The 20,026-nt window shown below is 68.6% G+C and carries 19 protein-coding genes and 2 pseudogenes; 7 read left to right on the plus strand and 14 right to left on the minus strand.

Annotated features, from left to right (window positions below; all coding sequences use genetic code 11):
* Positions 1–89: 89 nt before the first annotated feature.
* Together DK459_RS02520 and DK459_RS02525 are read right to left on the minus strand one after the other, a co-directional pair.
* Positions 90–746, minus strand: coding sequence for a response regulator transcription factor (locus DK459_RS02520; RefSeq protein WP_006387204.1), 657 nt, complete (start codon positions 744–746; stop codon positions 90–92).
* Positions 743–2,161: a cache domain-containing protein gene (locus DK459_RS02525; RefSeq protein ID WP_024069007.1), complete on the minus strand. Its 1,419-nt coding sequence runs from the start codon at positions 2,159–2,161 to the stop codon at positions 743–745. The genes DK459_RS02520 and DK459_RS02525 overlap by 4 nt, the downstream gene beginning before the upstream one ends.
* Before the next feature lie 316 nt (positions 2,162–2,477).
* Here DK459_RS02525 and DK459_RS02530 point away from each other — a divergent pair, with 316 nt between their 5' ends.
* Positions 2,478–4,565 carry a carbon starvation CstA family protein gene (locus DK459_RS02530; protein WP_020927887.1) on the plus strand — a complete coding sequence of 696 codons (2,088 nt, stop codon included), beginning with the start codon at positions 2,478–2,480 and terminating at the stop codon, positions 4,563–4,565.
* A 17-nt stretch (positions 4,566–4,582) separates the two neighbouring features.
* Positions 4,583–4,795, plus strand: coding sequence for a YbdD/YjiX family protein (locus DK459_RS02535; RefSeq protein WP_006387201.1), 213 nt, complete (start codon positions 4,583–4,585; stop codon positions 4,793–4,795).
* A 183-nt stretch (positions 4,796–4,978) separates the two neighbouring features.
* On the opposite strand, the gene DK459_RS02540 is transcribed toward DK459_RS02535, so the two are convergent.
* Positions 4,979–5,842: a DMT family transporter gene (locus DK459_RS02540; protein WP_054496967.1), complete on the minus strand. Its 864-nt coding sequence runs from the start codon at positions 5,840–5,842 to the stop codon at positions 4,979–4,981.
* Between the two features lie 118 nt (positions 5,843–5,960).
* On the opposite strand from DK459_RS02540, the gene DK459_RS02545 reads away from it, so the two are divergent.
* Positions 5,961–7,355, plus strand: coding sequence for a PLP-dependent aminotransferase family protein (locus DK459_RS02545; protein ID WP_006387199.1), 1,395 nt, complete (start codon positions 5,961–5,963; stop codon positions 7,353–7,355).
* Positions 7,356–7,403: 48 nt separating this feature from the next.
* Here the strand turns inward: DK459_RS02545 and DK459_RS02550 are convergent, their stop codons facing one another.
* Positions 7,404–8,576 carry an MFS transporter gene (locus DK459_RS02550; RefSeq protein WP_024069006.1) on the minus strand — a complete coding sequence of 391 codons (1,173 nt, stop codon included), beginning with the start codon at positions 8,574–8,576 and terminating at the stop codon, positions 7,404–7,406.
* 105 nt (positions 8,577–8,681) lie between these two features.
* Complete coding sequence (locus DK459_RS02555) at positions 8,682–9,383, minus strand: DAPG hydrolase family protein (RefSeq protein WP_070541058.1); 702 nt, start codon at positions 9,381–9,383, stop codon at positions 8,682–8,684.
* A 112-nt stretch (positions 9,384–9,495) separates the two neighbouring features.
* On the opposite strand from DK459_RS02555, the gene DK459_RS02560 reads away from it, so the two are divergent.
* Positions 9,496–10,164, plus strand: coding sequence for a TetR/AcrR family transcriptional regulator (locus tag DK459_RS02560; protein ID WP_054498871.1), 669 nt, complete (start codon positions 9,496–9,498; stop codon positions 10,162–10,164).
* On the opposite strand, the gene DK459_RS02565 is transcribed toward DK459_RS02560, so the two are convergent.
* Both DK459_RS02565 and DK459_RS02570 read right to left on the minus strand, forming a co-directional pair.
* The gene (locus tag DK459_RS02565; RefSeq protein ID WP_006387195.1) at positions 10,161–10,808 is read right to left on the minus strand and encodes a CerR family C-terminal domain-containing protein; all 648 of its coding nucleotides are present in this window, start codon (positions 10,806–10,808) and stop codon (positions 10,161–10,163) included. The two genes, DK459_RS02560 and DK459_RS02565, sit on opposite strands and share 4 nt — an antisense overlap.
* 111 nt (positions 10,809–10,919) lie before the next feature.
* A complete protein-coding gene (locus DK459_RS02570) occupies positions 10,920–12,176 on the minus strand; it encodes a M24 family metallopeptidase (RefSeq protein ID WP_070541056.1) in 1,257 nt (418 codons plus the stop codon).
* Between the two features lie 208 nt (positions 12,177–12,384).
* Between DK459_RS02570 and DK459_RS02575 the strand changes: the two genes are divergently transcribed.
* On the plus strand, positions 12,385–12,936 hold the full coding sequence (locus DK459_RS02575; protein ID WP_006387193.1) for a Dps family protein: 552 nt from the start codon (positions 12,385–12,387) through the stop codon (positions 12,934–12,936).
* A gap of 66 nt (positions 12,937–13,002) precedes the next feature.
* On the opposite strand, the gene DK459_RS02580 is transcribed toward DK459_RS02575, so the two are convergent.
* Both DK459_RS02580 and DK459_RS02585 read right to left on the minus strand, forming a co-directional pair.
* Entirely contained in the window at positions 13,003–13,503 is a 501-nt protein-coding gene (locus DK459_RS02580) for a hypothetical protein (RefSeq protein WP_006387192.1), read from the minus strand.
* Positions 13,504–13,666: 163 nt separating this feature from the next.
* Positions 13,667–16,471, minus strand: coding sequence for an autotransporter outer membrane beta-barrel domain-containing protein (locus tag DK459_RS02585; protein WP_070541054.1), 2,805 nt, complete (start codon positions 16,469–16,471; stop codon positions 13,667–13,669).
* 195 nt (positions 16,472–16,666) lie between these two features.
* On the opposite strand from DK459_RS02585, the gene DK459_RS31090 reads away from it, so the two are divergent.
* Positions 16,667–16,789, plus strand: a complete 123-nt coding sequence (locus DK459_RS31090; protein ID WP_255412746.1) for a hypothetical protein — start codon at positions 16,667–16,669, stop codon at positions 16,787–16,789.
* Positions 16,790–16,938: 149 nt separating this feature from the next.
* Here DK459_RS31090 and msrA read toward each other — a convergent pair whose 3' ends face one another.
* Entirely contained in the window at positions 16,939–17,625 is a 687-nt protein-coding gene (gene msrA / locus DK459_RS02590) for a peptide-methionine (S)-S-oxide reductase MsrA (RefSeq protein ID WP_020927877.1), read from the minus strand.
* A gap of 33 nt (positions 17,626–17,658) precedes the next feature.
* A complete protein-coding gene (gene msrB, locus DK459_RS02595; RefSeq protein ID WP_110134438.1) occupies positions 17,659–18,156 on the minus strand; it encodes a peptide-methionine (R)-S-oxide reductase MsrB in 498 nt (165 codons plus the stop codon).
* Between msrB and DK459_RS31165 the strand changes: the two are divergent.
* Positions 18,155–18,457 (plus strand): annotated as a pseudogene (locus DK459_RS31165) (hypothetical protein); the annotation flags it as partial. The gene msrB and the pseudogene DK459_RS31165 overlap by 2 nt on opposite strands.
* Here the strand turns inward: DK459_RS31165 and DK459_RS02600 are convergent.
* From DK459_RS02600 to DK459_RS02610, 3 genes and pseudogenes are all read right to left on the minus strand, one after another.
* Positions 18,365–18,580: pseudogene (locus tag DK459_RS02600) on the minus strand (pentapeptide MXKDX repeat protein); the annotation flags it as partial. The pseudogenes DK459_RS31165 and DK459_RS02600 sit on opposite strands and share 93 nt — an antisense overlap.
* A gap of 42 nt (positions 18,581–18,622) precedes the next feature.
* Positions 18,623–19,414 (minus strand): molybdopterin-dependent oxidoreductase, encoded by a 792-nt coding sequence (locus DK459_RS02605; RefSeq protein ID WP_054443313.1) that lies wholly within the window; start codon positions 19,412–19,414, stop codon positions 18,623–18,625.
* 10 nt (positions 19,415–19,424) lie between these two features.
* Positions 19,425–20,026 (minus strand): cytochrome b/b6 domain-containing protein (locus DK459_RS02610; RefSeq protein WP_053523646.1); only part of this gene is annotated, 602 nt, incomplete at its 5' end.

Consider the following 20,026-nt stretch of genomic DNA (forward strand, 5'->3'; position numbering starts at 1 on the left):
GGGGGCTGCGCGCCGGCGATGGCGATGAACACGCAAGTCTACTCCAGCGCGGGCCGGCTTCGCAGCCGGAAACCCGACGGATGGAGGGGTTATACGCCGCGGTTCTCGACCGCATACTTGATCAGTTCGGCCTGGCCGTCGATGCCCAGCTTGCGCTTGATGTTCAGGCGATGGGTTTCGACGGTGCGCACCGACAGGCCCAGCGCCTGGGCGATCTGCTTGTTGGCGTGGCCGCTGGCGATGTGGCGCAGCACGTCGCGCTCGCGCTGGGTCAGCAGGGTGGCCGGCGCGCTGGCCTGCGACAGGCGCAGCGACACGGCGGCGCTGAAGTAGGTGCGGCCGGTCATGACCGCGTCGATGGCCGCCAGGATCTCCTGGGCCGGCTCGTCCTTGAGCAGGTAGCCGCGAGCGCCGGCGCGCACCGCCTGCACCATGTATTCGGCGTTGTCGTGCATCGACAGCACCAGCACCGCGATCTGCGGATAGCGTTCATGCAGTTGCGCGGTCAGTTCCAGCCCGCCCACGCCCGGCATGTTCAGGTCCATCAGCACCAATTGCGGCAGGGTGCCGCCCAGCGGGTCCTCCGCCAGGCAGGCCTGCAGGAAGGCCAGGGCGGCGGCGGCGTTGCCGGCTTCGCCCACCACTTGCAGGTGCGGCACGGTCTCAAGGCGCAGGCGCAGGCCGTCGCGCACCAGCGGGTGGTCGTCGATCAGCAGCAGTCGGATGGGGGAGCCAGGGTCGGTCATGCGGGTCTGGAAACGTCGGGGGTGGGCGGCGGCAAGGGCAGCCAGGCCTGCAGGGTGGTGCCCTGGTCGGAGGTATGGAAACTGAGGCTGCCGGACAGCGCGGTCATGCGTTCGCGCATATTGCGCAGGCCGATGCCGCGGCGCGGATCCTGCTGCACTTCGGCGTAGTCGAAGCCGCGGCCGTCGTCATGGATGGTCAGGCGCAGGTCGCGTTCGGTGTATGCCAGCGTCAGGTCGGCGCGGCGGGCGCCGGCGTGGCGCACGACGTTGGTCAGGGCCTCCTGGGTAACGCGGAACAGGGCGGTGGCGTAGGCGTCGGGCAGCTTGACGGGGCGGCCCTGCGTGGCCAGCCGCACCGTCAGGGGCGCCGCGCCATCCTGGCTGGCGCCGGCGAATTCCCGGCCCAGGTGCTCCAGCGCGGCCGGCAGGCCCAGGTCATCCAGCAGGGTCGGGCGCAGGTTGTGCGAGATGCGCCGCACTTCGCCCACCGCGGTATTGAGGCGATCGAGCGCGCTGCCCAATGGCGTGTCGATGTGCGCCAGCGCGCGAGGCTCGGCCCCCAGGGCCTGGCGTACCCGTTCGCGCGCGGCTTCCAGCGCCAGCTTGATCGACACCAGCACCTGGCTGATGCCATCGTGCAGCTCGCGCGACAGGCGGGCGCGTTCGTCTTCCTGCGACCGCACCAGCTGCTGCGCCATCAGCCGCAGCTTGGCGTCGGACTGACGGTGGTCGCTGATATTGAGCGCCAGGCCGCAGGCGGCCACGCCCAGGATCGAGACGGCGGCGATGCCGGCGACCCAGGCGAACATGTTGCGGATGTTGGACTGGGCGGCGGCGTCGATGTGCGCCAGGGTCTGTTCGACGTCGTCCAGGTAGATGCCGGTGCCCAGCATCCAGCCCCAGCGTTCCAGCACCACCACGTAGCCGAGCTTTTCCACCATCTGGTGGGTCGAGGGCTTTTCCCACTGGTAGTGCACCGCCTCGCCCTGGCTGCCGCCGCGGCGGGCGGCCGTCAGCAGGTTCTGGATCACCGGCTGGCCGTGGGTGTCGCGCAGGTTCCAGAGGTCGCGGCCGACCAGTTCGGGCTGGCGCGGGTGCATCAGGTTCCGCCCTTGCAGGTCGTAGACGAAGAAATAGCCGTCGTGGCCGAATTCCATCTGCGCCAGCAGCGCCAGCGCGCGCTCGCGGGCGGCGTCGCCGTCGCTGGCGTCCTGCAGCGGGGCGATGGCGCTGTAGGCCAGGCTGACATAGTGGCGCAGCTCGCTTTCCTTGCTGCCCAGCCAGGCGCTTTCCACCACCTCTTTTTCGCGCTGCGCCAGTTGCAGGCCCTGCACGTAGACGGCCACGGCAATGGCCGCCAGCGCCACCAGCAGGGGGACGGCGGCCAGCAGCAGGATTTTCAGACGCAGCTTCATCAGGGGATTTGTATCAGCGCGGATTGCGCGTGTTGCGGTGCATCAAGAGAATGGGGCCACGCAACTCATGCGGGTTTGCGGTCGATTTTACGATCGCGGCGGCAAATATGCTGCGGCGCATTCGGTAGTAATACGTAGAGGGCTTGCGTAGTTTCGCGCTTGTTGCGGCCAAGCCAAACCGAAATACTAACGCCCGCGTCGACCGGACGCCGCGCGGACGCCTGCGTCCGCCACCCTACAACAACGAGTCTGCCCACCCGCGGGACGAAAAAAGCGTTGCACGCCAAAAGCATGGCGGGAGGCAAGAGGAGCACTTATGCATACCAGCAGTAAGGGACTGGGTCAGCACCTGGTCTGGCTGGCGGTTGCGGTATTGGGCGCGTTCGCGCTCGGCACCGTGGCGCTGGCCAGAGGTGAGACCATCAACGCGCTATGGGTGGTGATCGCCGCCGTCTGCGTGTACTTGATCGCATACCGCTATTACAGCCGCTTCATCGCCAACAAGGTGTTCAGCCTTGACCCGACGCGCATGACGCCGGCCTGGAAGTACAACGACGGCCTGGACTACGTTCCGACCAACAAGCACGTGCTGTTCGGCCACCACTTCGCCGCCATCGCCGGCGCCGGCCCGCTGGTCGGCCCCGTGCTGGCCGCGCAGATGGGCTACCTGCCGGGCATGCTGTGGATCCTGGCCGGCGTGGTGTTCGCCGGCGCCGTGCAGGATTTCACCATCCTGTTCATCTCGACGCGCCGCGATGGCCGTTCGCTGGGCGACCTGGTCAAGTCCGAGCTGGGCAAGGTCCCGGGCGTGATCGCGCTGTTCGGCGCCTTCATGATCATGGTCATCATCCTGGCGGTGCTGGCGCTGATCGTGGTCAAGGCGCTGACGCACTCGCCGTGGGGCACCTTCACGGTGGCCGCCACCATTCCCATCGCGCTCTTCATGGGCGTGTACCTGCGCTACATCCGTCCGGGCAAGATCGGCGAGGTCTCCATCATCGGCTTCGTCGGCCTGATGGCGGCAATCACCTTCGGCCAGGACGTGGCCGCGCATCCGGTCATCGGCCCGATGTTCGACTTCGACGGCAAGGGCCTGACCTGGATCCTGATCATCTACGGTTTCATCGCCTCGGTGCTGCCGGTGTGGCTGCTGCTGGCCCCGCGCGACTACCTGTCGACCTTCCTGAAGATCGGCACCATCGTCGGCCTGGCCATCGGCATCGTGGTGGTCGCGCCCGAGCTGAAAATGCCGGCGCTGACGCAGTTCGTGGACGGCTCCGGTCCGGTGTGGTCGGGCAACCTGTTCCCGTTCCTGTTCATCACCATCGCCTGCGGCGCGGTGTCGGGCTTCCATGCCCTGATCTCCTCGGGCACCACGCCCAAGCTGATCGAGAACGAAACCCAGGCCCGCTACATCGGTTACGGCGGCATGCTGATGGAATCGTTCGTCGCCATCATGGCGCTGGTGGCCGCCTGCGTCATCGAGCCGGGCATCTACTACGCCATGAACAGCCCGGCCGCCGTCATCGGCACCACGCCCGACCAGGTCGCCCAGGTGGTGTCCAGCTGGGGCTTCGTGATCACCCCGGCCGACCTGGTGCAGACCGCCAAGGACGTCGGCGAAAGCACCATCATCTCGCGCGCCGGCGGCGCGCCGACGCTGGCCGTGGGCATGGCGCACATCCTGCACCAGGCCATCGGCGGCCCCAGCATGATGGCGTTCTGGTACCACTTCGCCATCCTGTTCGAGGCGCTGTTCATCCTGACGGCCGTGGACGCCGGCACCCGCGCGGGCCGCTTCATGCTGCAGGACCTGCTGGGCACCTTCGCGCCGTCGCTCAAGCGCACCGAGTCGCTGCCCGCCAACCTGATCGCCACCGGCCTGTGCGTGGCGGCCTGGGGCTATTTCCTGTACCAGGGCGTGGTCGACCCGCTGGGCGGCATCAACACGCTGTGGCCGCTGTTCGGCATCGCCAACCAGATGCTGGCCGCGATCGCGCTGACGCTGGGCACCGTGGTGCTGTTCAAGATGAAGCGCGACCGCTACGCCTGGGTCACCGTGCTGCCGACGCTGTGGCTGCTGGCGTGCACCCTGACCGCAGGCTGGCAGAAGGTGTTCCACGCCGACCCCAAGGTCAGTTTCCTGTCGCACGCGGCCAAGTACAACGCCGCCATCGCCGAAGGCAAGGTGCTGGCGCCGGCCAAGTCGCTGGCGGAAATGTCGCGCGTCGTGATGAACGACTACATCAACGCCGGCCTGTGCGCGATCTTCATGTTCGTGGTGATCAGCACGGTGCTGTTCGGCATCCGGTCGGTCATGCGCGCCCGCGCCGAGAACCAGCCGACCGCGCGCGAGACGCCCTACGAAACCCTGCCGGCCGCCGCGGCCGCCGGCGCGGACTGAGCCCGGGAGGCGCCGCCATGCTGTTTTCCAACATGACCTCGGCGGCCGGCGCCGCCGGCCGCTACCTCGGCCAGACGCTGCGGTTGATGGTCGGCGTGCCCGACTACGAGAACTACGTCGAGCACATGCGGCGCACCCACCCCGACCAGGAGCCGATGAGCTACGAGGCGTTCTTCCGCGAGCGCCAGGATGCCCGCTACGGCGGCAAGAAGCGCATCGGCTGCTGCTGAGGGGACGCGCGCCGCTTGCGGCCGCCATGCAAAAGGCGCCGGCTTTGTCCGGCGCCTTTTTCTTTGGCCAAGTGTGTCTGCCGCCCCTGTCTGCCGCCCAGGTTCCGCCGACCGCGTCTTGCCGGCAGTGGCCGCGGGCGGCTGCCACTGGCGAGTCGTGGCCGCCGGGGGCGGCGCCAGCGGCTAGCGCGCGTGCTTCTTGGCCCCGGCCACGCAGATCACGGCGGCCAGCGTCACCAGCAACATGCTCCAGCTGACCTGTTCGTGCAGCAGCAGCGCCGCCAGGCCCAGGCCCATGAACGGCTGGAACAACTGCAGCTGGCCCACCGCGGCGATTCCGCCCTGGGCCAGCCCGCGGTACCAGAACACGAAGCCGATCAGCATGCTGAACAGCGACACGTAGGCCAGGCTGATCCAGCCGGCCGCGCTGACATGGGCGAAGGAGGGCGGCAGGGTGAACAGCGCCAGCGGCAGCATCACCGGCAAGGACAGCACCAGGGCCCAGCTGATGACCTGCCAGCCGCCCAGCGTGCGCGACAGCTTGGCGCCTTCGGCGTAGCCCATGCCGCAGACCACGATGGCCGCCAGCATCAGCAGGTCGCCCTTGAGCGAAACAGCCAGGCCGCCCATCAAGGCGTAGCCGACCACGAAGGCCGCGCCCGCCACCGAGAACATCCAGAACGCCGGCCGCGGGCGTTCACCGCCGCGCAGCACCGCGAAGATGGCGGTGGACAGCGGCAGCAGCCCCAGGAACACGATTGAATGGGCCGAGGTGACGTGCTGCAGCGCCAGCGCCGTCAATAGCGGAAAGCCTAGCACCACGCCCAACGCCGTCAGGGCCAGCGCGGGCAACTGGGCGCGCCCAGGCCGCGGCTGGCGCAGCAGCCACAGCAGGGCCCAGCCCAGCACGGCGGCAATGGCGGCGCGGGCGCAGGTCAGGAAGATGGGGTCCAGTTCCGCTACCGCCACCCGCGTCGCGGGCAGCGAACCCGCAAAGATCGCCACGCCGATGAAACCATTGATCCAGCCGCTTGTTGCCTTGTCCATGTACCGCTCCGGTCAAAACGCCAGTGAAGCATTTCCTGCTCGTTTTCCCTAGAGACAGTCCAGTACAATTCAAAATAACTGTTATGCAATACGGTCCAGTACGGTGGAAGGGGAAGCCATGAAACAAGGCGGCACGCGGATCGAGGCGGTCATGGCGCAGGTGCGCTCGCGCATCGCGGCCCGCGCCTATCTGCCGGGCGCGCGCCTGCCGTCGGTGCGGGCGCAGGCGGGCGCCATGGGGGTGTCGGTATCGACGGTGGTCGAGGCGTATGAACGCCTGGCGGCGGAAGGCAGCATCACGTCGCGGCCCGGCTCGGGCTTTTACGTCGCCGGCCCGGTGGCGCCGCTGGCGCTGACCGAGATCGGCCCGCGGCTCGACCGCGAGATCGATCCGCTGTGGGTGTCGCGGCAGTCGCTGGAGGCCGCGCCCGACGCGCTGCGGCCCGGCTGCGGCTGGCTGCCGAGCGCCTGGATGTACGAGGCGGGCATCCGCCGCGCATTGCGCGCCCTGGCCAAGGCCGATTCCCTGGCGCTGACCGAGTACGCCACGCCCCTGGGCCACCCGGGCCTGCGCCAGGTGCTGTCGCGGCGCCTGGCCGCCGCCGGCATCGAGACCACGCCCGAACAGGTCATGCTGGCCGAGTCCGGGACCCAGGCCATCGACCTGATCTGCCGCTTCCTGCTGGAGCCGGGCGATACCGTGCTGGTGGACGATCCCTGCTATTTCAACTTCCATGCCTTGCTCAAGGCGCACCGCGCCCGCGTGGTCAGCGTGCCCTATACGGCGCAAGGCCCCGACGTGGCGCGCTTCGAGGCGGCGCTGCGCGAGCATGCCCCGCGCCTGTACATCACCAACTCGGGCATCCACAACCCCACCGGCGCGACGCTGTCGCCGCTGGTGGCGCACCGCTTGCTCAAGGCGGCCGACGGCGCCGGGCTGGTGATCGTGGAAGACGACATCTTCGCCGACTTCGAGAACGCGCCCGCGCCACGGCTGGCGGCCTTCGACGGCCTGTCGCGCGTGATCCAGATCGGCAGTTTCTCCAAGACGGTGTCGGCTTCGCTGCGCTGCGGCTTCATCGCGGCGCGGGCCGATTGGATCGACAGCCTGGCCGACCTGAAGATCGCCACCACCTTCGGTGGCGGGCGCCTGGCGGCCGACGTGGTGTTCCGCACGCTGACCGACAGCGGCTACCGCAAGCACATGGAATGGGTGCGCCAGCGGCTGGCCGAGGAACGCGAGCGGACCACCGCGCGCCTGGCAGCCCTGGGCATCGTGCCGTGGCTCGCGCCCAAGGCCGGCATGTTCCTGTGGTGCCGCCTGCCGGCCGGCGTCGACGCGGCGACGGTGGCGCGCGCCTGCTTGCGCGAAGGCGTGGTGCTGGCGCCGGGCAACGCCTTCAGCGTGTCGCTGAGCGCCGGGGACTGCCTGCGGTTCAACGTCGCGCAGTCCGGCGATCCGCGCGTGTTCGAGACGCTGGCGCGGGCGCTGGAGGGCAGCCGGGCGGGCTGAGCGGTCCGGGCGGTTCGCGCCGCGCGGCTGCCCGACGCGGGCCCGGCCTCAGGCCGCCCGCGCGCGCTTTTCCGCCGCCAGCACCAGCGGAATGGCGCAGGCCGCGCACAGCGCCATCACCAGGAAACCGCCCGGCGCGTAGGCGCGATACAGCGCGCCGCCCAGCTGGATGCTGCCGAACATGAACACGCCGCCCGACAGCAGCGCGTACAGCGCAATGGCCGAGGTCTTGCAGGCCGCCGGCACGCGGCGCGCGATGTACCACATGATGGCGGCGTTGTTGCCCGCCAGCGTGAAGCATTGCAGCAGCTGCAGCGCGGCGATCCAGGCCGGGTCGGTGGTGGCCGACAGGCCGGCCCAGCGCAGCGCCGTCATGGCGGCCGAAACCAGGATCAGCCACTGCGCGCCGACCCGCGCCAGCACCTTGGGCGCGAGGAAGAAAAACAGCACTTCGCTGGCCACGCCCACCGCCCACAGCATCGAGATCAGCGCCGTCGACAGGCCGCGATCGGTCCAGTAGAGCGTGGAATACGAATACAGGAAGCCGTTGCTGGCCTGCACCAGCGAGGCGGCGCCGATGCACAGCAGCAGCGGCCGGTCGCGCAGGATCTCGCGCATCGGCAGCCGCACGCGCTCGGCGGGCGCCTCGTCGGCGGCGGGACGGGCCGCCCGGGGCAGCAGGCGCACGCAGGCCAGGCAGGCCACGATCAGCAGCATCGACAGCCACATCACCCAGTCGGCGCCGAAGGTCTTGATGAGGTAGCCGCCGGCCACCGTCACCAACGCGAAGCCGAGCGAGCCGCAGGCGCGGATGATGGTGTAGGAGTTGCCCTGGCCGCGGCCGCTGGCGATCGCCATGCGGTCCAGCAGGGGCAGCACCGCCGGGAACACGGCGTTCAGCAACAGCGTGACGCCGAACAGCCAGGCGGGCGCCTGGCTGAACGGATAGCAGATGAATAGCGCCAGCGAGGCGGCCAGCGCGGCGAAGATCAGGCCATGCGCGCCGCCGCGCTGGTCGGCGACGTGCGCCACCACCGGGGTGGACAGGATCTTGGGCAGGAACGAGGTCGCCACGATCAGGCCGATCAGCGCCGGATCGAGTCCGCGGCCGGCGAACCACAGCGGAAGAAAGGGAATGCTGACGCCCTGCAAGCCGTAGTACAGGAAGTAGAACCCATGCAGGGCGATAGCGCCTTGCCGGGCGTCGGGGTTGCCGCGCATAGCGATGTGACGGGAGTGTGGCCGTTGTGAAGCGCCGTAGCATACTCCTTCCGCCGGGCCGGCTCGGCGGCGCCGGCGATCCCTCCCGCCCGGGGCGCGGCGGCGCTACCAGGGCAGGGGCGCCGCCTCGCCGTTGGCGTGCTCGCCGTAATAGAGCGACGGCAGGAAGCGCGACAGGAAGGTGAACTCCGTATAACAGTGGCGCAGCAGGTTCAGCCCCAGCGCGTCCGGCACGGCCTGTTCCGGCCGTTCGCCCGACAGCCCCAGGTAGAAACGGCTGCGCAGCACGCAGCCGTACGGCGTGTCGCGCGTCAGGTGGATCATCTGGCCGTCCATCGGATCGCCGTCCGGGTCGAGCTGGACGTGGTCGCCAAAGCCAATGCGCGCATAGACGGCCGCCGACACGTCCTGGCTGTCCAGCGCCGCGCGCAAGCGCTCGGCATCGAAGGCCTCTGCGGGCGCGTGGAACTTCAGCCTGGCCGCCACCGGCGGCAGGTCGGCCAGCGACTCGACCGCGTGGATCGAGGCGCCGATGTAGTTTTCACCCCGGCGCCAGGCGCTGTCCCAGCCGCGGTGCTCGACGTGGTCCTGCGGATGCCACCACTTGATGTGCTGGGTGGTCTGGAAGAATTTGAACCACCAGTCGAACATGCGGCCCTTGCAGCCGTGCAGGTCGGTGCGCGCGGCCACCACCAGGCCGCCGCCGGGCAGCCGGGTGATGCCGGTCTCGAGCCTGAGCGGCGCGGGGTCGAGCAGACTGTCCATGTCGGCGCGGATGTGCGCCGCGTCGGGATGCGGGGAGGTCATTGCGTAGGCTCCGAGAGGGGAAAGCGGATTCTACAATAAAGAAACGTTATTCGTTTCCAAAATAAGCGTAGCGTGTAAGATCGCACTTCATTCACAGGAGCTCCTCCCGACCATGGCATCGTCCCCCCCGCCGCGGCCGCGCGGCCGTCCCGCCCGGCCCGACGCCGAATTGCGCGCGGCCGCGCTGGAGGCCGCCACCTGGCTATTGCTGAACCAGGGCTACGCCGCGGCCACGCTGGAAGCGGTGGCCAAGCGGGCCGGCATGGCCAAGAAAACCGTCTACCGCTTCGCGGCCAATCGCGAGGACCTGGTGGCGCAAGTGGTGCGCGGCTGGACCGACACATTCGAGCCGGTGATGGCGCAGGATGTCGGCGGCGCCGCCGATGTGCTGCCGGCCCTGGCGCGGGTGCTGCAGGCGATCGCCGATCGCGCCCTGTCGGCCGACGCTGTCGGCATGTTCCGACTGCTGACCGCCGACTTTCCGGCGCGCGCGGCGCTGTTGGCGGTCTACCAGGAAAATGGCATCGAGCGAGGCACCGCGATGCTGGCCGCGTGGTTCGAGAAGCTCGCCGCGCGGGGTTTCATCCGTATCAGGCAGCCGCGCGAGACGGCCGGCCTGCTGCTGGCCATGACCATCGCCGAGCCGTTGCGGCAGATGGCGCTGGGCCTGGCCCAGCCGCTGCCCCAGGGCTCCATCGCGGATCGCATCCAGGCTTGCGTGGCGTTGTTTGCCGGCCAGGGCGAAGTGTTCGCGGTCAGGTCCGGCGCGGCCGTGGACTAGTCGCGAGCGGCCGCCACCGCCGTGGCGCCGACCATGGCGGCGATCTCGGCGACCATGGCGCGGGTCAGGCGGCCGGTTCCCAGGCGCCGCAACAGCGCTTCGCGCGCCACGGCAAAGACAATGGCCTGTCCCAGAATGGCGTGGGCGCGCAGGATGCAGCCGCGGCTGTCGGGCGCTTCCCCCCGGATGACGGCGACGCGCCGCGTCACCGCTTCGTGCAGGGGCATGAACAGCACGGCGTGGATGGCTTCGAATTTGGGAGTGGGTTGCAGCTGTTCGCGCGCCAGCAGCAGGCTGCGGGCGGCGGACGCCTCGGAATCCAGCAACGCGGCCGCGAAGCCGCGCATGATCGCTTCCAGTTGCAGCGCCGCGTCGGCTGCTGTGCGGGGCGCGGCATCCGGCCAGTCCAGCCGTTCGGCGATGGCTTGCGCCGTCTGCTCCAGTACGGCTGCATAGACGCCTTCCTTGCCGCCGAAATGATACGGAATGGCGGATTGGTTGACGCCGGCGGCCTGCGCCAGCTGGCGCGTGCGCACGCCTTCGAGGCCCAGCTGGCTGAAGAGGGCCAGTCCGGCCCGCAGCAACCGGTCGCGCGTGTCGGCGGCGCGCTCGGTGGCAGGGGATTCAGTCGTCGATGTACTCATGTGCGTTCTTGCTTCGCGTGTCTTCGGCCTGGGCCGGCACGGGGAAGGCCCCCCGGCCGCGCGCCAGGATAGCAGGGCCTGGGTCCGCGCCGGCGATCCTGGCGGCGAAGGCTAGCCGTCGGCGAGCATCAGCCGGGTCGAATTCCGGTTCAGGGCGATGCCGCCATTTTCACCCACGATCACCGTGCCGCCGATGTTGGCCAGATGGCGCCCGAAGCCGCAGTTGGGCTCGAACGCGAAGCACATGCCGGCTTGCAGCGGAAGATCCCGGCCCACGGTCGGCAGGGGCCGCAGTTGCGGATAGCGCGCGGCCTCGGGCAGGGATTCTATCCCCGGCGCGGTGCCGAAGCCCACCGGACCGTAGGGGTTGATGCTGTGGACCAGGGGATGCACGTGCCAGCCGCCGGATTCCAGCAAAGGCGCCTCCATGGCGTCGACCAGATCGCCAAACGTATTGCCCACGCGCAGCGCCGCCAGGCCGCTTTCATAGCAGGCGCGGGCGACGTCGGCGGCGCGATGGATGTCCGGGTGGACCTCGCCGATCGCCACCGCCGCCTGGTGCTGCGTTTCCATCAAGCCATAGAGCGCGAAGATCTCCGACAGCACGATGTCGCCCTCGCGCAGCAGCCGGGGCCGCTGCGACCGGTACTGCCACGCGGGCGGTCCCCAGCCGACATACTCCGGGCCGGTTCCCAGCAGCACTTCGGCGGTGTAGCCGCCCATGGCGAAGCAGGTGGCGGTGACGGCGGCCACCAGGTCGGCTTCGCTGACCCCCGGCCGGGCCGTGGCGCGCAGTGTTTCGCTCATGGCCTCGCCGATATGGGCGGCGTAGCGGACCAGGGCGAGTTCTTCCTCGCTCTTGACCGATACCAGCCGGAAGAAGGCTTTGTACACGGGGACGAGTTCCGCCTTGGGCAAGGCCTGCGCCAGGCCCTGCAGGGTGCGCGCGGGCAGGGCGCCGTCGAAATAGAAGGGCGGATAGGGTTCCAGCCCGATGATGCCGACGCGGCTGCCGTCCAGCCCGCGTTCAGCCAGCCAGGCGCCGACGTCGCGGCCCGTCTTGCCCACGTACAGCTGTTCCGGCGCGATCCATTGCAGGTCGCCGCGCAGCGCCGACTGGATGTGGTCGGCGATCATCAGCGAGGCGAAGGTATAGACCCTGGGCGCTTCGTCGCTGATGAAGACCACCAGCGATCCCGGGCGGTCGTTGCTGAAGTAGCAATCGGGCGAAAAACCGGCGGGCGCGGCCGCTTCGCGATCGCCATAGACGACCAGCGCCTGCAGGCCTTCGGCCCGCATGAGGTCGCGGGCCAGGTTCCAGCGCCGGTTTCTTTCCGCCAGCGACAGCGGGGCGGGAGGGGTGTTCATGCGTGTTCCTTGGTTTGGGTCGGGATGCGCAGATTAATTCATTCAAATGAATGAATCAAGGCGACTATCAGGCCCGGTGCGACGACGAGCAGCCGGTTTGCGTTTGTCCCATTGGCAAAGCGCCCGTACGGGATTACCCTGGGGCGTGGCGGCGCGATCGATCGCGCCGCGCGCGTGTTTTCCGAATCATTTCCAGGAGCTGCGATTCATGGCCAAGAAACTGAATGAGAAGACCACCAAGGCGGCAAAGACGCTGCGCAAGCGTCCGCTGGCGACCCCCACCGACCTGGCCGCCGCCGCCACCCGCGACATCTCCGCGGTGCTGAACCAGGTGCTGGCCGACGTGTTCGCGCTGTACCTGAAGACCAAGAATTTCCATTGGCACGTCAGCGGGCCGCATTTTCGCGACTACCATCTGCTGCTCGATGAACAGGGCGACCAACTGTTCGCCATGACCGATCCGATCGCCGAGCGCATCCGCAAGATCGGCGGCACCACGCTGCGTTCCATCGGCCATATCTCGCGCAGCCAGCGCATCGCCGACAACGACGCCGACTACGTGCAGCCGCTCGACATGCTGGCCGAGCTGCGCGAAGACAACAAGACCCTGGCGGCCACGCTGCGCGAGGCCCACAACGTTACCGACGAACATCGCGACATCGCCAGCTCCAGCCTGATCGAGAACTGGATCGACGAGACCGAGCGGCGCACCTGGTTCCTGTTCGAGGCCAGCCGGCAGGGCGACAGCACCGGCCATTGAGCGGCGCTTGCGAGAGCCCGGGGGCGCTCACGCCGCCCGGCGCCCTCCATGTGGCGGGGCCCGGCGTCAGCCGTCCCGCCCAAAACCGCCGCTGGCCCATTCCTGGGCGCGCCGCACGTTCAGTTTGTACGTCGGCGCAACCTGGATCCGGGCCAATTCGTCGCCCGATTCATCGTAGGCGCTGAGCACGGCGTAGGGCTCGTCTTCGTCCGGAACGATGTCCAGCTTGATCGTCAGGCGGCCGTTGGCGCCGTCGATCTTCACGCTCTTGTGCAGCGTGGCGTGCAACTGCTGTTCGTGGCGGCGCAGGACTTCGTTGGCGGTCTTGACCAGGGTGGAGAACGCGGGGCCGTCCAGCGGCTTGGGGTTCTTCTTGTCGCGGCCCATGGTCCAGGGCCCCACCAGCGCCGGTTCGGCCTGCCCGTCCAGGGTCATCTCGACGGCCCAGCCGTCGTCGTCCTCGTTCTTGATGATGCGCGCGGTCCAGCCGTCGTCGCGCCACAGCGTGGCGGTCTGTTCCTTGCGGTATTCGGACACGTCGGTGTCCGGCGTGGGGGAGTCATTCACTGCGGTGCTTTTCCTGGATGCATGGATTCAAGGCCGCGGCAGTCATGGATGCCCGCGGCACCCCCGCACTGTAGCGCAATGGCGGCGCCGTTTGCCCGCGCCCGGTGCCGCGGCGTGCCGCGGACGTCACGATCGCGACGCCCGCGGCCTGGCCGGCGCTGGCCTAGAAGCGCATGGCCAGCTTGAACAGGCCCGACTGCTGCCGGTTGCCGCCGCCGAACTGCGCGTCGTAGGCAACGCCCGCGGTGGTGTTGCGCGTGATGGCCATTTCGGCGCCCAGCCCGACCACGGCGGCGTTCTGCGCGATCGGCACGCCCCGCACCGAGAACGTGCTGCCGCCGTCGAAGGCCAGCTCCTGGCGCGGCTTCACGTCGCCCATGGCGTGGCGCCAGCCCAGCGATGCGGTCAGGCGGCCCGGCGCGCCGTGCGAGTCGAAGCGCCATGAGCCGCGCATTCCCAGCGTGGTGCTGGTAACGTCGTCCGAGCCGCCCTTGCCGCGCAGCGCGGCGCTGCCGCCCGATTCCTCGAAATCGCGCGTGCGCAGCTGGTTCCAGGCCAGGCCGGCAAAGGGTTCGATGGCGTAGGCGTCATTGAGCGGCAGGTGGTAGCCGAGTTCGGTGAACACCTGGGTCGACGAGGCGCGATACGACGACTTGAGCTGCTGGTTCAGGCTGCCCGCGGCCACGTTGCGCTTGGTGTCGATGTCGTGCCAGGTGTAGGCCGCGCCCGCCATGAAGCGGACGTGGCCGGGGCCGGCCGCGAAGTTGCGCCCGCCGAACAGGGTCGCGGTGTAGCTGTCGACGTCGGTGCGCGACGCGGCATCGGCGACCGAGCTGTGGCTGCCCGTGTAGCCGAGCGCGCCGCCCAGGCGCCAGCCGCCGCCGACCGCGCCGTCGCCGCCGACGAAGAAGCCGCCGGCCGACTGCTTCACGCTCGATGCGTTGCCGTCGCCGCCGAGCGTGCTCCAGTTGCCGAAGGCCTGGGCCCAGAGCGGCGAGGCGCCGCTTTGCGGCAGGGCGTCGGCGGAAGGCGAGCCCAGCTGGGCGGTGGGCTGGCCGGCGCGCATGGGCGCGTCCAGGTTGCCGCGCAGGTGCTCCAGCGGCAGCGCGCGCACGGTGTCCGCCTGGCCTTGCAGCACCGAGGCGGTGCTCGCGTAGGCTTCACCCGCGAGCAGCTTGAGGGCCGATCGCGCTTCGTTCGCCGTCATCGACAGCACCGCCGTGGTCACCTGGCGCGCGCCGGAACCCTGGACCGACGCGTTGCCGCTGCCGATGACGGCCGATCCGCCACCCGGCGACGCGTCATTGCCGTTGGACGGCGAACCGTTGCCGTTGGACGACGAGCCAGTGCCGGCCACGGGCGGGTCTTCCTTGTCGAGGGCTTCGCCCACGCTGCTTTCGTTGCCGCCATTGCCGATGCTGCCGATCGGGACGTCATTGCGCGTCAGCGTCATGTAGGCGTTCTTCGTGTCGTAGCTGAGCGTGGGCGTAAGGAAGGCATAGGCGCTGGAGGCGCCCGTGAAGCGGCCCTGGATCCCGCCGTCGGCGGTCAGGATGTTGTAGGTGGCGCGCGGCGCATAGTTGCCGGCCGGCCCGATGTGCGCCACGGTCCCGTCCAGGCTGGCGATGCCGGTGACGTGGATGCGATCGCTCGCGCTGCTGGCCGGGTCGGCGTGCACGCGATAGATCGTGTCCGCGCCGAAGGTCAGGTTGCCGTTGATTGTCAGCGTGCCGATGGGCGAGCCGTCATTGCCGGGCGCGATGACGGCGGTGGGGTAGAGCGTGGTGGCGCCGAGTTGGCCGACGCCCGCCAGCACGACTTCGCGGCCGATGTCGACGGGGCCGTTCAACTTGCCGTCGATTTCCAGGGCGCCGTCGGCGATCAGGATGGGGCCGCTCAGGCCGCTGCTGTCGGCGGTCAGGATCAGCGACCCCGGGCCGGTCTTGACGAAGCCTTGCGTGCCTTGCAGCGGGTTGTGGATGGTGTCGACGAACTGGCCGGAGGCATAGGTGCCGTCGCCAACCACCAGGGCCGGCGGATTGCCGCCGTTGCCGACCAGGGTGATGGGCGCGCCTTGCAGGGTGTAGCGGTCGGTGGCGAACTGGATGCCGGACACGCGCACGGGGCCGGCGCCGCCATCCACCGTGACGGTGCCGGTCGCGCCCGCGAATATGGCGTAGCCGCCGTCGGGCAGGGCGCCGGTGGCATTGGCCGGGCTGTTCCAGTTGGCGCTGGCGGCGCTCCAGGTGCCGTTGCCGCCGCCCGCGCGGGTCGCCGACGCCACGCCGTTGCCGTTCCACAGATTGGTCGTGCTGGGGCCCAGGATGAGGTTGATCTGCTTGTCGCCGGTGAGCGACTGGATGGTCGCGGCCGGCAGCGAGTCGCCGCTGACCGTGCCCAGCGTCAGGCCGTTGCCGCTCAACGTGCCGCCGTACGACAGGATGCGGTAATAGCCGGCGTTGACGCCCAGGGTGTTGACCGACACGTTCAGCGTGGTGTTGTTCAGGGCGACGTTGCCGCCGACCGTGATGTTGTCGCCGGTGCCGGGTTGCGTGATCGGCAGGCCCGCGTAGCCGGTCTCGAAATCGAACACGGCGTTGTTCATCGACAGGTCGCCCTTGACGACGAGGTTGCCGTTGGACACGCCGGTCGGCGTGCCGAGGGGGTAGCCGGGCGCGACGCGCGCGCCCGTCACGTCGAGATTGCCGTCGATCGTGCCGAAGCCCGACACCGTGCCGTTCGACGCGGCGTTGACGTTGCCGGCAAGGGTGACGCCGGCGCCGCCGCCGTTGCCGCCGACCACCAGCGTGCCGCCGTTGACGTCAATGCCGCCCGGCAGGCTGGCCGAGCCGTCGAACACCTGGGTATTGCCGGATGTCACCGTCAGGTCGGCGGCCATGGCGGCGCCGCAGCAGGAGGTACTCAATGCGACCGTGGCCGTCAGCCACTTGTTCGTGCGGTAAGTCAAGACTGGGATCCTTTTTGTCGCGGCCCAGCGTGTGGAATCCATGCGTATCCGCCCGCGGAAATACGGTTTCCGTGCGCGGAAATATTTTGTATGGATTCGACTGGCCCGTAGAAAAAGGACGCAATTTATACCCGCTTTTTTGCAAAATAAAAAATTATCCCCGAGATACCATCCAAATCGAGGTCATCAATATGAATGGATACCAACCGCCTTGATTTTATTGGAGTTTTGGATACCGGCCGCATTATCAAAATGGCGGGAATTGATACATTCGATATTATGTTTCAGGCACGAAAACTGCTGATTCCGGATTTTTGAAATCCATTCGTTTTTATTATTTATCCGGCTGGATTGGCCGGCTTGTCGAATTGCCGCGAGGCGGCAGCGGGCGGGCGCCGCCGGCCGGATGCGGCAGCGCCCGCCAGGCCGACATGCCGTCGCCAGGCGTGGCCAACGCCGCCGACCGTCTATGGATTCACCAGCACCGGCTTGTCGCGGTACGCCGCCGGGAAGGTCCGGGCCAGGTTCTCCACCTTGGGCACGTCGTTCACCATGATGTACATGCTGTACGGATGCCGCACCAGGTAGTCCTGGTGATAGCCCTCGGCGGGATAGAAGCCCTTGAGCGGCTCGACCGTGGTCGCCAGCGCCTTCGGGTAGACGCCCGACTTGTTCAGTTGCGCGATGTAGGCCTCGGCCACTTTGCGCTGGTCGTCATTGGCCGGGAACACCGTGGACCGGTACTGCGTGCCGCTGTCCGGACCCTGGCGGTTGAGCTGGGTGGGATCGTGCGCCACCGAGAAATAGATCTGCAGCAGCTGGCCATAGCTGACCTGGCTGGGGTCGTAGGTGATCTCGACGGATTCCGCGTGGCCGCTGCGGCCGCCGCTGACGGTGTCGTAGTCGGCGGTGGACGCCTGGCCGCCGGCGTAGCCGGAGACCGCCGAGGTGACGCCCTTGACGTGCTGGAACACCGCCTGCACGCCCCAGAAGCAGCCGCCGGCGATCACGGCCTTTTCCTGGGCCGCGCCGGCCGGGGCGTCGAGCGCGGGCGGCGGAATGACGAAGGCGGTTTCGGCGGCGCCGGCCGAGCCCAGGGCGAACAGGGCGCCGGCGGCGGCCAGCGTGGCGCGGGAGAGGGAAAGAAGGGGCATGATGCGCAATCCTCGAAAAAAAGGCGGCCCAGGTCAGGCCTGCGGAGTGAAGCTCATGGCCACGCCGTTCATGCAGTAGCGCAGTCCGGTCGGGCGCGGCCCGTCGTCGAAGACGTGGCCCAGATGGCCGCCGCAGTTGCTGCAATTGACGGCGGTGCGGGTCATGCCGAAGCTGCGGTCTTCCAGCGTGTCGACGGCGCGTTCCAGCGGTTGCCAGAAGCTGGGCCAGCCCGTGCCGCTGTCGAACTTGGTGGCCGACGAGAACAGCTTCTGGGAGCAGCCGGCGCAGGCGAACGTGCCGGCGCGGTGCTCGTCGTTGAGCGGGCTGGTGTAGGGCCGTTCGGTGCCTTCCTGGCGCAGCACCTCGTATTGCGCCTTGGTCAGCCGGGCGCGCCATTCGGCGTCGCTCAGGGCATAGGGATAGGCGCGGGGCTGCGCGGCACGGGCGCCACGCCCGGCCAGCAGCGGCGCCAGGCCGGCGGCGGCGAATACACCGCTCGCGCCCAGGAAATGCCTGCGTGTCAGTTTCATGGGAAGTTCCTCGGTGAATAGCTCATGGGGGCCGCGTGGCCGCGGGCCGGCCGTCGGCGCGGCCGGGCCGGCGCCGACGGGGCGGTCGGCTGGCCTACTTGCCCATGCTGTCCTTGCTCATGGAGCCGCCCTTGGACATGCCGTCCTTCGACATACCGCCCTTGGACATCCCATCTTTCGACATGCCATCCTTGGCCATGCCGTCCTTCTTCATGCCGTCGTGCGACATGCCGTCCTTGGACATGGAGTTCTTCGACATGCCATCCTTGGCCATGCCGTCCTTCGACATGCCGTCCTTCGACATGCCATCTTTCGACATGCCGCTCTTGGCCATGCCGTCCTTGGACATGTTGTCGGCCGCGTGCGCGGCAACCGCGCCAAAAGCCAGGCACAGCGAAAATGCGGCGGTGGTGAGTGTCTTCATGATGCGTTCCTCTGGTGTGTCGTGGTGGAAAGAAAAAAGCACCTAGCTGCCGCCGAACCAGTTGTAGCCCTGGTCCTCCCAGTAACCGCCCGGGTAGGTGTTGGTGACGAAAATCGCCTGGATGTGCTTGGGGTTCTTGTAGCCAAGCTTGGTGGGCATCCGCAGCTTCATCGGGAAGCCGTACTCCGGTGGCAGCGTCTTGCCGTCGTAGGTCAGCGCCAGGATGGTCTGCGGATGCAATGCGGTGGGCATGTCGATGCTGGTGTAGTAGTCGTCGGCGCACTTGAAGCCGACGTACTTCGCCGTCAGGTCGGCGCCCACGCGCTTCAGGAAGGCCGAGAACGGCACGCCGCCCCATTTGCCGATGGCGCTCCAGCCTTCGACGCAGATGTGGCGCGTGACCTGGTCGACCTGCGCCATGGCGCGCAGCTCGTCCAGCCGCCAGCGGCGCTTGTCGGCCACCATGCCGGTGACCTCCAGCCGGAAGCTCTCTTCCTCGACCTGCCGCACCTCGTCGATGCCGTAATAGGCATTGAACGGGAACGGGCGGGTGATCATCGATTCCGGGTAGGTGGGGGCCAGCTTGTTCGGGTCGAAGATCCAGCCCTGCACGCGATCGTTCAAGCGCGACACCGCGGTCAGCGCCTTTTCGACGTTTTCGTCGTCGGACAGCGTGCATCCGGACAGCATCGCCAGCCCGCCCAGCGTCAGGCCGCGGCGCAGGAAGGCGCGGCGCGAGGGCGCCTCGACCCGCTTGTCCAGGATCTTCACGGCTTCCTTGAGGATGGCGGGGCCGTCCAGGCCCAGCAGCGACAGGCGTCGTTTTGCGCTCACGAGGGTCTCCTTATTTGCCGCGGATCATGGCGATGAGGCTGCGCGGCACCAGCGCCACCATGACCAGGTGCACCGCCACGAACGCCACCAGCAGCGCCATGGCGAAGAAATGGATGCGGCGCGCGAATTCATAGCCGCCCAGCAGCGTGCGCAGCGTGTCGAACTGCACCGACTTCCACAGCACCAGGCCCGACAGGACCAGCACCGTGATATCCGCGATGACGAACAGATAGGCCAGCCGCTGCACCTGGTTGTAGTGGCGCGGGTCGGCATGCGACAGCTTGCCGCGCAGGGCCGCGGCCAGGTCGCGGGCGACGCCGCGCGGGCCGACCGGGAAGAACTTGCGCCACAGGCGGCCGGTGGTCAGGTTCAGCCCCAGGTAGAGCAGGCCGTTGACCAGCAGCAGCCACATGCCGGCGAAGTGCCATTGCAGCGCGCCGCCGAGCCAGCCGCCCAGGGTGGCGCCGTTGGGAAAGGTGAAGTCGAAGAACGGCGCGGCGTTGTAAATGCGCCAGCCGCTGGTGACCATGATGACCACGGCCAGCGCATTGAGCCAATGCACGATGCGCAGCCAGCCGGGATGGACCGGGCCGCGGCTGTCGGGCGCCGGGG

Origin of the sequence: Achromobacter sp. RW408 (assembly GCF_003184165.1) — a bacterium.
GTDB classification, from domain to species: Bacteria; Pseudomonadota; Gammaproteobacteria; order Burkholderiales; family Burkholderiaceae_B; genus Achromobacter; species Achromobacter xylosoxidans.

What these genes read in the sequence shown, in the direction of transcription:
- DK459_RS02520 (WP_006387204.1), bottom strand. Translation starts at nt 746, where the DNA reads ATGACCGACCCTGGCTCCCCCATCCGACTGCTGCTGATCGACGACCAC.
- DK459_RS02525 (WP_024069007.1), bottom strand. Translation starts at nt 2,161, where the DNA reads ATGAAGCTGCGTCTGAAAATCCTGCTGCTGGCCGCCGTCCCCCTGCTG.
- DK459_RS02530 (WP_020927887.1), top strand. Translation starts at nt 2,478, where the DNA reads ATGCATACCAGCAGTAAGGGACTGGGTCAGCACCTGGTCTGGCTGGCG.
- DK459_RS02535 (WP_006387201.1), top strand. Translation starts at nt 4,583, where the DNA reads ATGCTGTTTTCCAACATGACCTCGGCGGCCGGCGCCGCCGGCCGCTAC.
- DK459_RS02540 (WP_054496967.1), bottom strand. Translation starts at nt 5,842, where the DNA reads ATGGACAAGGCAACAAGCGGCTGGATCAATGGTTTCATCGGCGTGGCG.
- DK459_RS02545 (WP_006387199.1), top strand. Translation starts at nt 5,961, where the DNA reads ATGAAACAAGGCGGCACGCGGATCGAGGCGGTCATGGCGCAGGTGCGC.
- DK459_RS02550 (WP_024069006.1), bottom strand. Translation starts at nt 8,576, where the DNA reads ATGCGCGGCAACCCCGACGCCCGGCAAGGCGCTATCGCCCTGCATGGG.
- DK459_RS02555 (WP_070541058.1), bottom strand. Translation starts at nt 9,383, where the DNA reads ATGACCTCCCCGCATCCCGACGCGGCGCACATCCGCGCCGACATGGAC.
- DK459_RS02560 (WP_054498871.1), top strand. Translation starts at nt 9,496, where the DNA reads ATGGCATCGTCCCCCCCGCCGCGGCCGCGCGGCCGTCCCGCCCGGCCC.
- DK459_RS02565 (WP_006387195.1), bottom strand. Translation starts at nt 10,808, where the DNA reads ATGAGTACATCGACGACTGAATCCCCTGCCACCGAGCGCGCCGCCGAC.
- DK459_RS02570 (WP_070541056.1), bottom strand. Translation starts at nt 12,176, where the DNA reads ATGAACACCCCTCCCGCCCCGCTGTCGCTGGCGGAAAGAAACCGGCGC.
- DK459_RS02575 (WP_006387193.1), top strand. Translation starts at nt 12,385, where the DNA reads ATGGCCAAGAAACTGAATGAGAAGACCACCAAGGCGGCAAAGACGCTG.
- DK459_RS31090 (WP_255412746.1), top strand. Translation starts at nt 16,667, where the DNA reads ATGGATACCAACCGCCTTGATTTTATTGGAGTTTTGGATACCGGCCGC.
- msrA (WP_020927877.1), bottom strand. Translation starts at nt 17,625, where the DNA reads ATGCCCCTTCTTTCCCTCTCCCGCGCCACGCTGGCCGCCGCCGGCGCC.
- msrB (WP_110134438.1), bottom strand. Translation starts at nt 18,156, where the DNA reads ATGAAACTGACACGCAGGCATTTCCTGGGCGCGAGCGGTGTATTCGCC.